The sequence below is a fragment of the Xenorhabdus szentirmaii DSM 16338 genome, assembly GCF_002632585.1.
In the GTDB taxonomy this organism is placed as follows: Bacteria; Pseudomonadota; Gammaproteobacteria; order Enterobacterales; family Enterobacteriaceae; genus Xenorhabdus; species Xenorhabdus szentirmaii.
Genome location: NZ_NIBV01000003.1, coordinates 47,909 through 64,885, shown reverse-complemented (window position 1 = coordinate 64,885; position 16,977 = coordinate 47,909). Strand labels below are relative to the sequence as shown.

15 protein-coding genes and 1 pseudogene are annotated in these 16,977 nt (G+C 43.4%); 13 read left to right on the top strand and 3 right to left on the bottom strand.

Annotation, left to right across the window (positions count from 1 at the left end):
* Positions 1-292: 292 nt before the first annotated feature.
* The 5 genes from Xsze_RS18985 (at position 293) to glnB (ending at position 6,322) form a co-directional block, all read left to right on the top strand.
* A complete protein-coding gene (locus Xsze_RS18985; protein ID WP_038234593.1) occupies positions 293-1,729 on the top strand; it encodes a sensor histidine kinase in 1,437 nt (478 codons plus the stop codon).
* Between the two features lie 5 nt (positions 1,730-1,734).
* Complete coding sequence (gene qseG, locus Xsze_RS18980) at positions 1,735-2,616, top strand: two-component system QseEF-associated lipoprotein QseG (protein ID WP_038234591.1); 882 nt, start codon at positions 1,735-1,737, stop codon at positions 2,614-2,616.
* 2 nt (positions 2,617-2,618) lie between these two features.
* Complete coding sequence (glrR, locus tag Xsze_RS18975) at positions 2,619-3,956, top strand: two-component system response regulator GlrR (protein WP_038234589.1); 1,338 nt, start codon at positions 2,619-2,621, stop codon at positions 3,954-3,956.
* A gap of 389 nt (positions 3,957-4,345) precedes the next feature.
* Positions 4,346-5,968 (top strand): NAD+ synthase, encoded by a 1,623-nt coding sequence (locus tag Xsze_RS18970; protein ID WP_038234586.1) that lies wholly within the window; start codon positions 4,346-4,348, stop codon positions 5,966-5,968.
* 15 nt (positions 5,969-5,983) lie between these two features.
* Positions 5,984-6,322 carry a nitrogen regulatory protein P-II gene (glnB, locus tag Xsze_RS18965; protein ID WP_038234583.1) on the top strand — a complete coding sequence of 113 codons (339 nt, stop codon included), beginning with the start codon at positions 5,984-5,986 and terminating at the stop codon, positions 6,320-6,322.
* A gap of 113 nt (positions 6,323-6,435) precedes the next feature.
* Here glnB and Xsze_RS18960 read toward each other — a convergent pair whose 3' ends face one another.
* Together Xsze_RS18960 and hmpA are read right to left on the bottom strand one after the other, a co-directional pair.
* Positions 6,436-6,885: a hypothetical protein gene (locus Xsze_RS18960; protein ID WP_038234580.1), complete on the bottom strand. Its 450-nt coding sequence runs from the start codon at positions 6,883-6,885 to the stop codon at positions 6,436-6,438.
* A gap of 554 nt (positions 6,886-7,439) precedes the next feature.
* Positions 7,440-8,690 carry an NO-inducible flavohemoprotein gene (gene hmpA, locus Xsze_RS18955; RefSeq protein ID WP_408909179.1) on the bottom strand — a complete coding sequence of 417 codons (1,251 nt, stop codon included), beginning with the start codon at positions 8,688-8,690 and terminating at the stop codon, positions 7,440-7,442.
* A 309-nt stretch (positions 8,691-8,999) separates the two neighbouring features.
* Here hmpA and glyA point away from each other — a divergent pair, with 309 nt between their 5' ends.
* Positions 9,000-10,253 carry a serine hydroxymethyltransferase gene (gene glyA / locus Xsze_RS18950; protein WP_038234575.1) on the top strand — a complete coding sequence of 418 codons (1,254 nt, stop codon included), beginning with the start codon at positions 9,000-9,002 and terminating at the stop codon, positions 10,251-10,253.
* Positions 10,254-10,442: 189 nt separating this feature from the next.
* Positions 10,443-11,679: pseudogene (locus Xsze_RS18945) on the top strand (3-phenylpropionate MFS transporter).
* A 180-nt stretch (positions 11,680-11,859) separates the two neighbouring features.
* On the opposite strand, the gene suhB reads toward Xsze_RS18945, so the two are convergent.
* On the bottom strand, positions 11,860-12,663 hold the full coding sequence (gene suhB / locus Xsze_RS18940; RefSeq protein WP_038234572.1) for an inositol-1-monophosphatase: 804 nt from the start codon (positions 12,661-12,663) through the stop codon (positions 11,860-11,862).
* Positions 12,664-12,787: 124 nt separating this feature from the next.
* Between suhB and trmJ the strand changes: the two genes are divergently transcribed.
* The 6 genes from trmJ (at position 12,788) to hscB (ending at position 16,903) form a co-directional block, all read left to right on the top strand.
* Entirely contained in the window at positions 12,788-13,525 is a 738-nt protein-coding gene (gene trmJ, locus Xsze_RS18935) for a tRNA (cytosine(32)/uridine(32)-2'-O)-methyltransferase TrmJ (protein ID WP_038234569.1), read from the top strand.
* Between the two features lie 172 nt (positions 13,526-13,697).
* A complete protein-coding gene (gene iscR / locus Xsze_RS18930; RefSeq protein WP_038234566.1) occupies positions 13,698-14,192 on the top strand; it encodes a Fe-S cluster assembly transcriptional regulator IscR in 495 nt (164 codons plus the stop codon).
* A 113-nt stretch (positions 14,193-14,305) separates the two neighbouring features.
* Positions 14,306-15,520, top strand: coding sequence for an IscS subfamily cysteine desulfurase (locus Xsze_RS18925; RefSeq protein ID WP_038234564.1), 1,215 nt, complete (start codon positions 14,306-14,308; stop codon positions 15,518-15,520).
* 24 nt (positions 15,521-15,544) lie between these two features.
* Positions 15,545-15,931, top strand: a complete 387-nt coding sequence (gene iscU, locus Xsze_RS18920; RefSeq protein ID WP_038234562.1) for a Fe-S cluster assembly scaffold IscU — start codon at positions 15,545-15,547, stop codon at positions 15,929-15,931.
* An 83-nt stretch (positions 15,932-16,014) separates the two neighbouring features.
* Positions 16,015-16,338 carry an iron-sulfur cluster assembly protein IscA gene (iscA, locus tag Xsze_RS18915; protein WP_038234560.1) on the top strand — a complete coding sequence of 108 codons (324 nt, stop codon included), beginning with the start codon at positions 16,015-16,017 and terminating at the stop codon, positions 16,336-16,338.
* 43 nt (positions 16,339-16,381) lie between these two features.
* Complete coding sequence (gene hscB, locus Xsze_RS18910) at positions 16,382-16,903, top strand: co-chaperone HscB (RefSeq protein ID WP_038234558.1); 522 nt, start codon at positions 16,382-16,384, stop codon at positions 16,901-16,903.
* Positions 16,904-16,977: the final 74 nt, after the last annotated feature.

The following is a 16,977-nucleotide window of genomic DNA, read 5'->3' as shown; positions in this document are numbered from 1 at the left end:
ATTCGCCTTCGGGCCTTATCAAACACAGGGCGACACGTGGAGTGAGGCACCACCTACATGCCCTTGAAGGCATGAAGGCTCCTCACTGGCGGGATAGTTAAAAACGGCTATCCCGCCGTCATTATTTCAGGCCAGTCCTGCCCACCGTGTTTATGTAAGCATTCCCATAATTTCTAATAATTCATTATTTCCAGAAGCCTGAAGAAAGAGTGATTCTTGAGTATTTATCATCTGGCAGACCCTTTTTTTCCGTCTGATATTGGTTAGCATCAATATAAATGTAGGTTATAAAATGATTTTTCTGAAAAAATGGCGTTTATTCCCGCGTTCTTTGCGCCAATTGGTTTTAATGGCTTTTTGGTTGGTATTGTTGCCATTGCTGGTATTGGCTTATCAGGCTTATCAAAGCCTTGATCAACTCAGTGCACAGGCTGCTGAAATTAATCGCTCAACGCTGGCAAATGCCCGCCGTAGTGAAGCCATGACGAGTGCAGTCCTTGAGATGGAGCGCAGCTATCGCCAATATTGTGTATTAGGGGATGCCAGATTAGAAAAGCTTTATCAGAGTCAATATCGGCAGTACTCGAATATGCTTGGCAATCAGATGGCATTGCTGGCGAGTACGGAATATACAAAAAGGCTGAATGAGCTGTTATCAGGGTTGAGTAAGATAGCTTGCAATAATGGTGCTCCTGAACCTGAAACCGCTAATCTTCTGGAAGAATTTTCGTCTGCCAATAATTTGCTGGTGCAAGAAACGCGCAGCATCATTTTTAGCAGTGGTGAGCAACTGCAAAAAGATATTGCAGACAAAGGACAGTTTTTTGGCTGGCAGAGCCTTATTCTGTTTTTGCTAAGTGCATTTTTGATCGCACTGTTTACGCGTATGATCATCGGGCCGGTGAAAAGAATAGAATTGATGATTAATCGGCTGGGGGAAGGGCATTCTCTGGAAAATCAGATAGAGTTTAAAGGGCCACGGGAATTGCGGTCGCTGGCACAGCGCATTATTTGGTTAAGTGAACGATTATCCTGGCTTGAGTCCCAGCGCCATGAATTTTTGCGTCATATTTCCCATGAATTGAAAACTCCCTTGGCCAGTATGCGCGAAGGAACGGAGTTGCTGGCCGATGAAATTGCCGGGCCGCTGACATCTGACCAAAAAGATGTTGTCAGTATTCTCAATTCTAGCAGCAAGCATTTACAGCAGCTTATTGAACAATTGCTCGAATATAATCGTAAATTGGCCGATATTTCCACTGAACATCAGATTGTATCTTTAAAAGAAATTGTGGGCAGTGTCGTATTGTCACATCAACTGCCGGCACGTACAAAAAATATTAATACTGAAATTCAATTGGATACTGAATTTTGCTGGGCTGAGCCTAATTTATTAGCGAAAGTGATTGATAATATCTACTCTAATGCAGTGCACTATGGTGCTGAATCCGGTAACATTTGGATTTACAGCCGGCAAGCGGGGAAAAATCTTCAGATTGATATTGCCAATACAGGGACTCCCATCTCTGAATTAGAAAGCAGCATGATTTTTGAGCCATTTTACCAAGGAAAACTGCAACGAAAAGGTGCAGTTAAAGGAAGCGGTCTTGGCTTGAGTATCGCGCAGGATTGTATTAAGCGGATGGGAGGAGAGATTCATCTGATAGAATCCGGATTTGCTGACGTATGTTTTCGAATTGAACTGCCGTTAACCGCAGAGAATGACTAAATAATATGTATAAGAGGTTTATTTACCGCTTTATGGCGAAGACGGAGCAGAAAACTCAATTGGCTCTGGCAGTGAAAGAAACTGAGGCCATGGAGCCTGTGGGGGGACGTGCTTCAACCTTACGTTTCCGTGTCATGTTGCTATTGTTTTTTCCGTATTTTCTGACAGGGTGTGTTGATAAAAATGAGACAAATGAGTTAACCACGATCGCACAGGCAATACTGCCGGAGCAAAGCGTCACAGATTATCGTGTTAAGGATTGTGCGGTAATTTGGGATTTAACAAAACCAACGGCGATGGAAAATGGATTGTATTGGCTAAGATTCATCGATTGTGCAGACCGATTGTCTCCGACAGAAGCCCGAGAAACAGCGAAACGTTTCACTCAGGTTGAGTGGTATCAAATGTTTAAATATAACATCCTTATCGATAGGGCGACTTTCTCATTGGTTGAACGGCGGAAAATTATCGAAAGTCTCAATCGCTATAGCCCACAATTTCCACTAGCTTTGCGTCCCTTAATTCAGTTATGGCGTGAGCAACAATCATTGAAAATTAATCTCGCTGAAGAAAGAAATCGATTCCAGCGGCTCCAGCTTGATAGTGATGGAAAAATTGATCGTTTGAAAGAAATACGTGCTCGGCTAGAATATGAACTTCGTTCAGTATCCCGCAAATTGGAAAATCTGACAGACATTGAACGTCAGTTATCTTCCCGTAAACAAGATCAAAGCAATACCTTACCTACAGGTGAAGGGGATGAAAATGGAACCGATATCCCATTCACAAAACTGCAACCGGAAGATAAATCACCCGCTAACACAGAAAACCTCCACACGGGAACTAAATCAGAAGCCAATTCTTCAGACGCAAAAGGAGCCGAATAATAATGACAGCGCGCAGTGCTGCACAACTACTTTTAGTTGATGATGATCCTAGTTTGCTAAAACTATTAGGAATGCGTTTGTCCAGCGAAGGATTTCGTGTTACGACGGCAGAGAGTGGCCATGAAGCTTTACGCATCCTGATGAAGGATAAAATAGATTTGGTTATCAGTGACTTGCGTATGGATGAGATGGATGGCATGGCATTGTTTGCGGAGATACAAAAGCAACATCCGGGTATGCCCGTGATTATTTTGACTGCACATGGCTCTATACCTGATGCAGTAGCGGCAACGCAGCAAGGTGTATTCAGTTTTCTGACTAAACCGGTCGACCGCGATGCACTTTATAAGGCCATTGATGATGCGCTGGAACTGTCAATCCCGGCCATAGATGGGCAATGGAGCGAAAAAATTGTCACACGCAGCCCGCTGATGTTGCGCCTGTTGGAACAGGCAAAAATGGTGGCGCTATCAGATGTCAGTGTTTTGATCAACGGGCAAAGCGGCACAGGCAAAGAAGTGCTGGCACAAGCCATTCATCGGGCAAGCCCACGGGCAAAAAAACCGTTTGTTGCGATTAACTGTGGTGCCTTACCTGAGCAATTACTTGAATCTGAATTGTTTGGTCATGCCAAAGGGGCATTTACTGGTGCGGTGAGCAGTCGGGAAGGGCTATTTTTAGCTGCGCAAGGCGGAACATTGTTCCTTGATGAGATTGGCGACATGCCACTGGCTCTGCAAGTTAAATTGCTGAGGGTATTACAGGAGCGTAAAGTTCGCCCATTGGGGAGCAATCGTGATATTGATATTGATGTCAGGATTATTTCCGCAACTCACCGTGATTTACCGAAAGCGATGCAGCGTAATGAATTCCGTGAAGATCTCTACTACCGGCTGAATGTTGTCCATCTGAAAATTCCTGCACTGAATGCGCGTGCGGAAGATATTCCCCTATTGGCTAACCATCTATTGCGTGAATCAGCCAAGCGCCATAAACCTTTTGTTCGTAGCTTTTCAACTAATGCCATGAAATGTTTGATGGCGGCAAGCTGGCCGGGTAATGTTCGCCAATTAGTTAACGTGATTGAGCAATGTGTGGCATTGACGACGGCACCAGTTATCAGCGATGCTTTGGTGATGCAGGCATTGGAGGGAGAAAATACGGCATTGCCGACATTTGTGGAGGCGCGTGGGCAGTTTGAACTGAATTACTTGCGGAAATTACTCCAGATGACCAAAGGCAATGTAACCCATGCCGCACGAATGGCTGGGCGAAACAGGACTGAATTTTATAAATTATTGGCACGCCATGAATTGGATGCCAATGATTTTAAGGAATAGCGTTCCGGTTATTCCATAACGTCCTGCATTGAATAGAAATGTATATTACCTGATAAAGTTCAGATTGCAGCACAGCCCATCAGCTTCAACTTGAAAGATTAGGGAAGTACACCCACTGAATTTCAAAATGCAGTGCAATGGCAAGGGAACGACAAATTCGTCAGGAGCGAATTTACCCGTTCAAAGGCTGACCTCAGGTGAAAGGCTTTTGCCTTTCATTCATCCTCGGAAGCATTGAACTGTCTGGTTGAGGTGACCGGGGTAAGTGAATCGAGCCAACAAGGCTGCAAAAGGCTGCAATTTGAAAGACAGCGGGTATAGATAAAAATTGTCTTGCTAAGGCTGGGTAAGACAAGTAAATGAATTATGGCTTAGGAGAGCCACATTTTATGAGTCGTACTCTTAATATCGGTCTTGCTCAGTTAAATTGGCTGGTGGGAGACATTGAAGGCAACTGCGAACGTATGTTGCAGACAGTACAAGAACAGCAGGAAAAAGGTGCTGATCTGGTGGTGTTTTCCGAGCTGGCATTATCTGGCTATTTTCCTGAAGATTTGCTATTCCGCTCCGATTTTCATCAACGTTGCCGTGAACAGCTTGCCCGCTTGCAAGAAGCAAGTTTTCAGGTGGCTATTCTGGCCGGGCATCCATTGCAGCAAGACGGGAAACTTTACAATGCACTTTCCTTATTCTGGAAGGGAGAAGTGGTTGCCCGTTATTTCAAACAGCTGTTGCCCAACTATGGTGTTTTTGATGAAAAACGCTATTTCACGGCAGGCGATAAAAACTGTGTGATCTCATTTAAAGGGTATAACCTCGGTTTATTGATTTGTGAAGATTTGTGGTTTGATGCCCCTATTGATGCACTGAAACAAGGTGGTGCAGAAATCATTCTTTCGATTAATGCTTCCCCTTATAATCGTGAAAAACCGAATATTCGCAGTACATTGATTAAATCCCATTGCGAACGTACCCAATTACCAATCATCTATCTCAATCAGGTTGGCGGACAAGACCAGCTCATTTTTGACGGTTGTTCCAAGGTCTTCAATGCAAATGGTGAAGTGACCCATCGTATGGCTGCGTTTGAAGAGCAGATTGAACAATGCCGCTTCAATGACATGAACATTGAATTGATGGCAAATCCTGCTCCCCAATTGCCACCACTTGCACAAATCTATAAAGCCCTTGTACTTTCTGTTCGTGATTATGTACAGAAAAATGGTTTTAAAGGTATCTTGCTGGGTTTATCGGGCGGGATTGATTCCGGCCTGACAGTGGCAATCGCGGTAGATGCCTTGGGCAAAGAGCATGTACAAGCGGTTATGATGCCATTTCGCTATACCTCAGAAATAAGCATCCATGATGCCAGAGAGCAAGCTGAATTACTGGGAATTGAGTTTGATGTGGTGTCCATTGAACCCATGTTTGATGCGTTTATGGCACAGCTTGAACCCATGTTCGCCGGAACAGAAAAAGATACGACAGAAGAGAATTTGCAAGCGCGTTGCCGAGCCGTTGTTTTAATGGCCATGTCGAATAAACGCCGTCGCTTGGTGCTGACGACCAGCAACAAAAGTGAATCTGCTGTAGGCTACTCAACACTGTATGGCGATATGGCCGGTGGTTTTAATGCGTTGAAAGACGTTCCCAAGACAATGGTATTTGCATTGTCGAATTACCGTAACACAGTATCTCCGGCTATTCCGCAGCGTGTCATTGATCGTCCGCCATCAGCGGAATTGGCTCCGGATCAACTCGATCAGGACAGTTTGCCTCCCTATGACATACTGGACGCTATTCTTGAAGGATATGTCGAAAAAGATAAATCGGTGGCTGACTTGGTTGCAGAGGGTTTTGATGAAGCGATTGTTCGCAAGGTCATTCGCTTGGTTGACATCAACGAATATAAACGTCGTCAGGCACCTATTGGGCCACGCATTTCACAGCGTGATTTTGGTAAAGACAGGCGCTACCCGATTACGTCTGGTTTCGGACGTAAAAATTGGTAATAACAGGAAAACTCCATGAAAAAGATTGATGCAATTATCAAACCTTTCAAGCTGGATGATGTGCGTGAAGCTCTGGCTGAAGTGGGTATTACTGGTATGACGGTAACAGAGGTGAAAGGATTTGGTCGCCAGAAAGGGCACACTGAATTGTATCGCGGTGCCGAATATATGGTGGATTTTCTGCCAAAAGTCAAAATAGAAATTGTCGTACCGGATGACCTTGTTGATACCTGTGTCGAAACTATCATGCAGACTGCACAAACTGGCAAGATTGGTGATGGTAAAATTTTTGTCTTTGATGTTGCCCGGGTTGTGCGTATTCGTACCGGCGAGCAAGATGAAGAGGCAATTTAGCAAAAAATTATCGGGAACCCGGCTCCAATGGTTGTGAATGCTGTGTTTCGATAAGTGAACACACTCCCCGTCCTTTTTTGTCGTTTATTTAGGTCGGGGAGAATGTCGAATTATTACAATAGACCCTCTGCTATCTGGTTATATATTAAAAAGGCTTTATTACTTCGTAACCCATTAACAAATATCATTTTATGAAGCAGCAGCGCGTTATTCTGGTATCTGTCCATCAACTCAAGGTTGGACCACAAGTTTATTTCTTTCTCAGAAAATCCCCCTTGATGCCAGAATCTTTTTAATGTATCGATTGTCTCCTCATTAAACCTTGTCCCCTCTTTCAGCACATCAGCAATCCTCACATGTATCTGATTGATGATACTTGCGCTATGAGGATTAATCGTGGTTGTTAAGAATTGTCCATATAAAGATGGATAATTATCTAGTGTAATATTTACGTTGGCTTGAGCCTCAAGAATGTCTGACTTATGGATATTCCCGATCACTTTACCATCCTCAAGGGAGTCGGAGACGGATTCGGTGGATCCTAATCTTTCCAATGTGCTCATGTGGCTAGAATCCGTCATTTGAGTAGTATCAAGGCAGAGTGTGAACACATCTCTATACCTGATTTGTGTAATACTGCCGTGAGCGACATAACTCTGATAAAGAATTCATTCAGGATCTTCAACAATATTCTGGTATCCGGCTGATCACTTGCTCAGGAGCAGCTCCTGTGTCTTTATAGCTTACCTTAGAGGTGCGGCCGCCACAGGTGATAGATTTTTGACGATGCAGACTATCAAAGATGTGGGTTATAGGATCATAATCCTCTTGAATACTTTCACCGGTATCCTGAATAAGCAAAGGAGCTATCTGTTTTAATCAAGAATAAGCAAGCAATTTGAGGAGTAATTTATTTTATAGAAAGAGAACTTATCATTCTTAATGATTAAATTTGTATTCTGTATCCTGAATATATTTCTTATGGCGAATGACGAATAATAAATAGAAAAAAGGTGATAACGGAAACGTTGACAATGATTTCATACTCAAATGGGAGATTGAATACAAAACCTTCCGCCTTGTAACCGTTATCACTCAATTTATGAATAATATTGTCTTAAATTACTTTATGTGGCCCGAAACATTCATAATGCATATTTTGTTTATCAACACCCATTGCCAGAAGTTGTTGGGCGATATATTGCATAAAATCGACAGGCCCACAGAAATAATACTGCATTTCTTCTGTTGTTATTGCATCTTTTACAAGAGAGAGATCCATAAATCCAGTATGCTGATAATTAACACCTTTCTGATCCACATCATTGGGTATGCGATACCAAACTTGTGAATATAAATTCGGCATGGACAGAGAAATTTCATTTACCTTATCAGCAAAAGCATGATAACTGCCGTGCTCTGTTGCGTGAAACCAATTTATCTTGCCTGTATGATTCTGGTTATACAAATGTTCGAGCATACTCATCATTGGCGTTAAACCAACACCGGCGGAAATGAGTGTAACCGGAGTATTTTGTTGAACATCAAGGAAAAAATCACCGCGCGGTGCTGCCAACATCACGACATCACCTTCTTTTATGTTATCGTGCATGTGGTTGGAAACCTTGCCTTGTGACTCACGTTTAATGGCAATTTGATAACGGGTATTGTTTGGTGCCCCAGTCAGCGAATATTGGCGGATTTCACGGTTTTCAAATTCCGGAGATTCTATGTAGATCCCCAAGTATTGCCCGGGCTTGTAATCCATGACCTTACCACCATCAACAGGCATGAATTCAAAGCTGGTAATGATATCACTTTGTGGTTGTTTCTGACTGACACGGAACGGGCGCAGATCACGCCAACCCCCTTCCTGCTCTTCACCGGTCTGATAAATTTCTTCTTCCCGATTGATAAAAACATTGGCCAATACGTTATAGGCTTTTTCCCAAGCACTGAGAACTTCGTCACCGGGATGAAACATTTCATCAATCGTTGCCAGTAAATGTGTTCCGACAATCTGGTAATGTTCAGGCCGAATATTCAGACTCGTGTGCTTATGGGCGATTTTTTCCACGGCTGGCAGAAGAGCGGGTAGATTATCAATGTTGGAAGCATAGGCGCAAAGTGCGTTGAAAAGCGCTTCACGCTGAGCACCGTTTGTCTGGTGGCTCATGTTGAAAATATCTTTCAATTCAGGGTGATGCTTGAACATTCGTTCATAAAAATGTGCGGTTAGCTTAGGGCCTGTAGAGACGATAAGCGGAATAGTGGATTTTATAGTTTTGATGACCTGACTGTCTAACATGATAGTCTCCTGAATTTTCTCAAATGATATCAGACCCAATAAGTTGTATTTTAAATGCAACTTATTGGGTTTGGGAATATGCGGAGTCAATAAAAGAAGATCATATTGATTTAAATCAAAAAACTGGAATATATATCACAATGAATGCCGATCAATCTCACAAATATCATTGATAAATTTGAAATCGTTTATCTTATAGGCAGCCATTCTAGGGTAACCAAGTGATTAACAAGTAATTAATATGCAATGCAAACGTTTGCGTAAATTATCTTGTCAAGACTATCTCATTCGAGAAAAAGAGTTTACACTGTGTGACGTTCTGGCCCTCAAGGGTATTTTTTAGTGATGTAGCTGAGTCAGGAGAACTAAATGTTAAAGCGTGAAATGAATATTGCGAATTACGATCCCGAACTGTGGCAGGCAATGGAACAAGAGGTTTGTCGGCAGGAAGAACACATTGAATTGATTGCTTCTGAAAACTACACCAGCCCAAGAGTAATGCTGGCTCAAGGTTCTCAGCTTACTAACAAGTACGCAGAAGGCTATCCGGGTAAACGTTACTATGGTGGCTGCGAGTATGTTGATGTTGTTGAGCAACTTGCGATTGATCGGGCAAAAGAGTTGTTTGGCGCAGACTATGCTAACGTCCAGCCACATTCCGGCTCTCAGGCAAATGCTGCGGTGTACATGGCCCTGTTGAATCCCGGTGATACGGTTTTAGGCATGAATCTGGCCCATGGCGGCCATCTGACTCATGGTTCTCCGGTTAACTTCTCCGGCAAACTGTATAACATTGTGCCTTATGGCATTGATGAATGCGGCAAAATAGATTACAACGACGTGCGCGCCCAGGCACAAAAACATCAACCAAAAATGATTATCGGGGGCTTTTCTGCTTATTCCGGTGTCGTTGATTGGGCGAAATTGCGCGAAATTGCTGATGAAATCGGTGCTTACCTATTTGTTGACATGGCTCATGTTGCAGGTCTGGTTGCTGCGGGTGTTTATCCAAACCCAGTTCCTCATGCTCACGTTGTCACTACGACAACACACAAAACACTGGCCGGCCCACGTGGCGGTTTAATTTTGGCAAAAGGTGGCAATGAAGAATTTTACAAGAAACTGAATTCTTCTGTTTTCCCTGGTTCTCAGGGTGGTCCGCTGATGCATGTTATTGCCGGTAAAGCTGTTGCCTTGAAAGAAGCAATGGAGCCTGAATTCAAGGTTTATCAGCAGCAAGTCGCCAAGAATGCAAAAATCATGGTAGATGTCTTTGTGCAGCGTGGCTATAAAGTTGTTTCTGGTGAGACTGAAAACCACCTGTTCCTGCTGGATCTCGTGGATAAAGACATTACTGGTAAGGACGCTGATGCGGCATTAGGGCGTGCCAATATCACGGTTAACAAAAATAGCGTGCCTAACGATCCACGTAGCCCATTTGTCACTTCTGGTATTCGTATCGGTACTCCAGCTATCACCCGCCGTGGTTTTAAAGAAGAAGAAACCAGAGAACTGGCTGGTTGGATTTGCGATGTGTTAGATAACATCAATGATGAAGCGATGATTGAAAGCGTGAAACAGAAAGTATTGGCAATCTGCAAGAAGTACCCTGTTTACGCATAAAGTACGCATAAAATAAGACATCAGTTAGCACTATTTGGCTGATTGGCATTATAAGCCGATTGCCACCATTAAATATGATTCATATCAATATGATTAAATAGTGTTATCGATAAGATAGAAAATATAGAAACCCGACTCATGATGTTAATCTTGAGCGGGTTTTTTGCTTTTGAAATAGGGAGACTTTTGATGGCTGTTCCATCAACATTTTGGCTGGGGTTAAGTTATTTTACTTACTTTTTTTCTTTTGGCATATTCCTGCCATTTTGGGCTGTGTGGTTAAAAGGTGAAGGCATTGAACCTTCAATGATAGGCGTATTACTGGGCGCTGGGATGGCTGCCCGTTTTCTCGGCAGTTTAATCATTTCACCTATGGTAAAAGACCCATCTAAATTAATTAGCGCGTTGAGGATACTTTCATTATTAGCCTTGTGTTTCTCTATTGGATTCTCAGTGAGCAGTTATTGGATATGGCTTTTCTTTATCATCGTTGGTTTCAACTTATTCTTTTCACCATTAATCCCTTTATCAGATGCCCTGGCGGGTACATGGCAAAAACAATTTACGTTTGATTATGGCAAAGTCAGGGTTTGGGGCTCGATTGCATTTGTTATCAGCTCTTCGCTGACAGGCATACTCATGTCTTCCAATGGAATAAATTTATCTATCAGCCCGTTAGATTTTGGATGGAATATATCATTTGATGATCTGAATAATTGGATTGGCCGTAACCTGTTTGGAACACACCAAGTTATCCTTGCTTGCTTAATTTTCAGTGTAACGAGTATGCTGCTGGGGACGATGTTAAAACCCGTTATTATGCCAGCCGGCAAAATCAAAACAGCGAACACAAATGTCGTCTCTTTTAAAACACTTCTGTCTGAAAAATCAGTGTGGCAATTTTTAATATGTGTGACGCTATTGCAGGCGGCACATGCAGGTTATTACAGTTTTAGTGCTATCTATTGGGAAAATGCGGGTTATTCTTCATCAACCATTGGCTACTTCTGGTCATTGGGGGTCATGTCAGAAGTTCTTGTTTTCACTTTCAGCAAACAACTATTCCGTCGCTGGAGTGCACGTAATTTATTTTTGTTATCGGGGATTTGGTGGAATTCTTCGTTGGGGACTGATGGGAGCATCAACTGAACTCTACGCACTGATCATCGTTCAACTCTTGCATTGTGGTACGTTTACCGTTTGTCATTTGGCAGCGATGCGTTTCATTGGTGCCAGAAAAGAAAATGAAATTATCCGGTTACAGGCAACTTACTCTGCTTTGGCAATGGGAGGCGGGATTGCAGTCATGAGTATTATTGCCGGTTTTATGTATGAAAGTATAGGCAATGGCATATTTTGGATGATGGCATTAGTTGCATTTCCGACTTTATTTATACGGCCAAAAGCAGAAGCTCATCATTCCTGAGTGAAAAATCAGTGGAAAAAATATTTGGGTGTTGTTTTTAAGCTCAGGTAACCAAAATAAACTCCGTTGTTTTAAACGGAGTTTAGCATACTGATAAAGTGATGCTTTTTTATAACTAAAGCAGCCGCCTTCCGGAGTGATAAAGGCGGTTTTTACTTTATTATTAATGTCTCAGGATTATTAACGTTTCAGAGCTTCCGTTAATTCTTCACGCATTTCAGACAGGATGTCTTTCACAATGCGTGGGCTACCCGCAACGATATTGCCGGAGTTGGTATAGTTATGGCCACCGACAAAGTCGGTAACGATGCAGCCAGATTCACGGGCCAGCAATTCACCGCCCAGGAAATCCCATGGTTTCAGGCCAATCTCGAAGAATCCATCAACACGTCCGGCAGCAACATATGCCATATCCAGTGCCGCAGAACCGGTACGACGGAAATCGGCACAACGTTCAAATAATTTACCCAACACATTCATGTAAGGGATGCTGTGCTGCTTGGCTTTGAACGGGAAGCCCGTGGCGATGATAGTGCCATCCAGATCACGTGCGTTGGAACCACGCAGACGATAACCGTTCAATTGTGCACCTTGACCACGGGTCGCAGTAAACAGTTCATTGCGCATTGGATCGTAAACCACAGACACTTCAGTGCGGCCTTTCATGCGCACGGCAATGGAAACAGCAAAATGTGGGAGGCGTTTGATAAAGTTAGTCGTGCCATCCAGCGGATCGATAACCCATTGAATATCATTGTCTTCACCTAAGTGCTCACCGCTTTCTTCAGTGATGATGGTGTGTTTAGGGTAAGACTTGCGAATAATGTCGATGATCAGTTTTTCTGCTTCACGGTCAACATTGGTGACAAAATCGTTACTGCCTTTTTGGCTTGCCTCTACGGCATCAGGGGTTTCGTAACTCTTGGCAATGTAGTTGCCGGCTTTACGCGCAGCGCGTATAGCGATGTTCAGCATCGGATGCATGGGTATCTTCCACTAGGATTTTAAAGAACGGGAAACAAATCGGCGCGAAGTATAGCAGTAGTTCGTCAAAATGACTAATGCTGTGTTAAGATATTCGACTCTTATATCGAATTTAAAAGCCGTCATGTTAGAGAATATCCGCATTATTCTGGTAGAAACCTCCCACACGGGTAACATGGGTTCAGCTGCCAGGGCTATGAAAACAATGGGATTATCCAATCTTTATCTGGTGAATCCGCTTATTCAACCTGATTCTCACGCTATCGCGCTTTCAGCCGGAGCAAGTGACGTCATTGGTAACGCAAAGATTGTAAATACTCTGGAAGAAGCCTTGGCAGGGTGTGAGTTGGTTATTGGCACCAGTGCTCGTTCCCGAACCCTTTCCTGGCCAATGATTGAACCACGTGAATGTGGTGAACGCTGTGTCAAAGCATCCAGCCGTTCTCCCGTTGCGATTGTATTTGGTCGTGAACGTGTTGGCCTGACGAATGAAGAGCTGCAAAGATGTCATTACCATCTGTATATTCCGACGAATCCTGAATATGGTTCGTTGAATCTGGCGATGGCTGTTCAATTGGTTAGCTATGAAATTCGCATGGAATATCTTGCAGCGCAGGAACAGTCAGAAAAAACAGCTTCTCCGGAGTATGGGGAAAGTGAATATCCGCCTATCGAGGATATGGAACGTTTTTATCAGCATCTTGAGCAAGTATTGGGCGAATCTGGTTTCATCCGTAAAGCACATCCGGGGCAAATAATGAACAGGCTGAGACGCCTTTATACCCGTGCCCGACCAGAAATGCAGGAGTTGAATATTTTGCGCGGTATCCTGACCTCCATGGAGAAGTGGGCTAAAAAATAATTTAAATACAGCTGGTTAGCGTGTCTTGGAACAGCCATTGAATCAAGGGTGACAGGTGAAATAGGATAAAAGACATTCAAATAATAGTTGAGTAAATTAGTCGGTTAAATAGTTGACTAAAATACTCAGGAATGTCACAATTTGACTCATATTTCACCATGGAGTTTTTGTTATGAGACTGACATCAAAAGGACGTTATGCGGTAACTGCCATGCTCGATGTGGCGTTGCATTCACAAGAAGGGCCGGTACCGTTAGCCGACATTTCTGAGCGTCAGGGAATTTCCCTATCCTATCTTGAGCAGTTGTTCTCCCGCCTACGTAAAAATGGTCTGGTTTCTAGCGTCCGTGGTCCTGGCGGCGGTTATCTGCTGGGCAGAGATGCCGGCAGGATTTTCGTTGCCGAAGTTATTTCAGCTGTTGACGAATCAGTCGATGCAACTCGTTGTCAGGGCAAAGAAGGTTGTCAGGGCGGTGATCGCTGTTTGACGCATGCTTTATGGCGTGATCTTAGTGATCGTATTACGAGTTTCTTGAGTAGCATTAGCTTAGAAGAGTTGGTGAAAAACCAAGAAGTATTAGATGTGGCTGATCGTCAAGACAGTGATAAGCGCCGTACAACTAACGGCAGGCCTCAAGAGACGATTAACGTTAACCTGCGTGCGTAACCTTGTGGAAAAACTTATTGTTGCCAACGCCTTTTGTTGTAAACGAATGTTGTAAACAAAAGTGTAGTGGTAAACAAAAGTACTAAAAAAGTGTCTTACGGAGCATGTGAGCAATGAAATTACCCATTTATTTGGACTATTCAGCAACAACACCAGTTGATCCCCGTGTTGCTGAAAAGATGATGAACTATCTGACTATGGACGGGATTTTTGGTAACCCGGCTTCCCGTTCACACCGCTTTGGCTGGCAGGCAGAAGAGGCGGTTGATATTGCACGCAATCAAATTGCTGATTTAGTTGGAGCCGACCCGCGTGAAATCGTCTTCACTTCTGGTGCAACAGAATCAGATAACCTTGCTATTAAAGGTGCTGCAAAATTTTATCAGAAAAAAGGCAAGCACATTATTACCAGCAAAACTGAACATAAAGCGGTTTTAGATACTTGCCGTCAGCTGGAGCGTGAAGGTTTTGAGGTCACTTATCTTGCGCCAATGAGCAATGGTATGATCGATTTGAAAGAGCTTGAAGCTTCTATGCGCGATGACACCATTCTGGTTTCCATTATGCACGTCAATAACGAAATCGGTATTGTTCAGGATATCGTGACGATTGGTGAAATGTGCCGTAGCCGTGGTATTATTTTCCATGTTGATGCAACTCAAAGTGTAGGTAAACTGCCGGTTGATCTCAGCAAGCTGAAAGTTGATCTGATGTCTTTCTCTGCCCATAAAATTTATGGCCCAATGGGTATCGGTGCACTGTATGTTCGTCGTAAACCTCGCATCCGCATTGAAGCACAGCAGCACGGCGGTGGTCATGAGCGCGGCATGCGTTCAGGTACATTGCCTGTTCACCAAATCGTTGGCATGGGCGAAGCTTACCGTATTGCAAAAGAAAAGCTGGAATCAGAAGCAGAGCGCCTGCGTGGTTTGCGTCTGCGTTTGTGGAACGGTATCAAAGATATTGAAGAAGTTTACCTGAACGGTGATTTGGAACTGGGTGCACCACACATTCTGAATGTCAGCTTCAACTATGTTGAAGGTGAATCATTGATGATGTCACTGAAAGATCTGGCCGTTTCTTCTGGCTCGGCATGTACTTCAGCGAGTTTAGAGCCTTCTTATGTCCTGCGCGCATTGGGCATGAATGATGAACTGGCACACAGTTCTATTCGTTTCTCTTTGGGGCGTTTTACCACAGAAGAAGAAATAGACTATGCAATCAAGTTGATTCACAACGCGATTGGTCACCTGCGTGATCTTTCTCCATTGTGGGAAATGTTCAAACAGGGTGTGGATCTCAGCACCATCGAATGGTCTCATCATTAATCAGACGGTTTCAGGAGTAACGACATGGCTTACAGCGAAAAAGTAATTGATCACTACGAAAACCCACGTAATGTTGGCTCATTCGATAGTGAAGACCCTTCAGTAGGTAGTGGCATGGTAGGTGCACCTGCTTGTGGTGACGTTATGCGACTACAAATCAAGGTCAGCGATGAAGGTATCATCGAAGATGCACGTTTCAAAACATATGGTTGTGGTTCTGCAATTGCATCCAGTTCTCTGGTAACAGAGTGGATGAAAGGCAAATCTCTGGAGCAGGCTGAAGCAATCAAAAACACACAGATTGCAGATGAATTGGAATTGCCACCAGTTAAAATCCACTGTTCTATTCTGGCTGAAGATGCGATTAAAGCCGCCATTGCTGATTATAAGAATAAGCGTCAAGCTAAATAACGCGCTTTCGCAATAAAAGAAAATAATTCTGGTGGATATTGTTGCAATATCCACCTTTACTAGTTTTAAAAGTGAGGTGTTGTATGTCAATTTCCCTGACAGAAAGTGCCGCCCAACGTATTTTGGCTTTTCTTGACAATCGAGGAAAAGGCATTGGGTTGCGTTTGGGAGTGCGAACTTCTGGCTGTTCTGGCATGGCATATGTACTTGAATTTGCTGATACGCTTAATGAAGAAGATCAGGTTTTTGAAGACAAGGGCGTGAAAGTTATCATTGACGGTAAAAGTATTCTTTATCTCAATGGGACAGAGTTGGATTTTGTCAAAGAGGGTCTGAATGAAGGATTTAAGTTCAACAACCCCAATGTTTCCAGCGAATGCGGCTGTGGGGAAAGCTTCCACGTATAACCCCGTTTTTTGATACTGCATTTTGCGACATTAAGAGTAACTTATGGACTATTTTACTTTGTTTGGGCTGCCTGCGCGTTATGCGATTAACCGTGAACTGTTGGCGACCCGTTATCAGGAATTGCAACGCCAGTTTCATCCTGATCGTTTTGCCAATCAGCCAGAACGTGAAAAAACACTGGCACTTCAGCAAGCCGCTACCATTAATAATGGCTATCAGACGCTAAAACATCCCCTGAAACGTGCAGAATATATGCTGTCTCAGCAAGGTTTCGATCTATCCAGCGAGCAGCACACCATGCAGGATACTGCGTTCCTGATGCAGCAGTTGGAATTGCGCGAAGAACTTGATGCCATTGAGCATAGCGCAGAGCCGGAAACAGCGCTGACCCATTTTTCCTCTCGCCTCAATAAAATGATAAAAAACCGTAGTGAGCAGATGGAACAACAGCTTGATGCAGCTGAATGGTCAATTGCAGCTGATACAGTCCGTAAATTACGCTTTCTGGACAAACTGCAACAGCAAGTTGAACAACTGGAAGAGCGGTTGCTGGATGACTTTTAGCCGAAAGGTTTTTAGCTGAATGTTTTTAGCTGAATGTTTTTAGCTGAATGTTTTTAGCCAAATTAGATTTATAG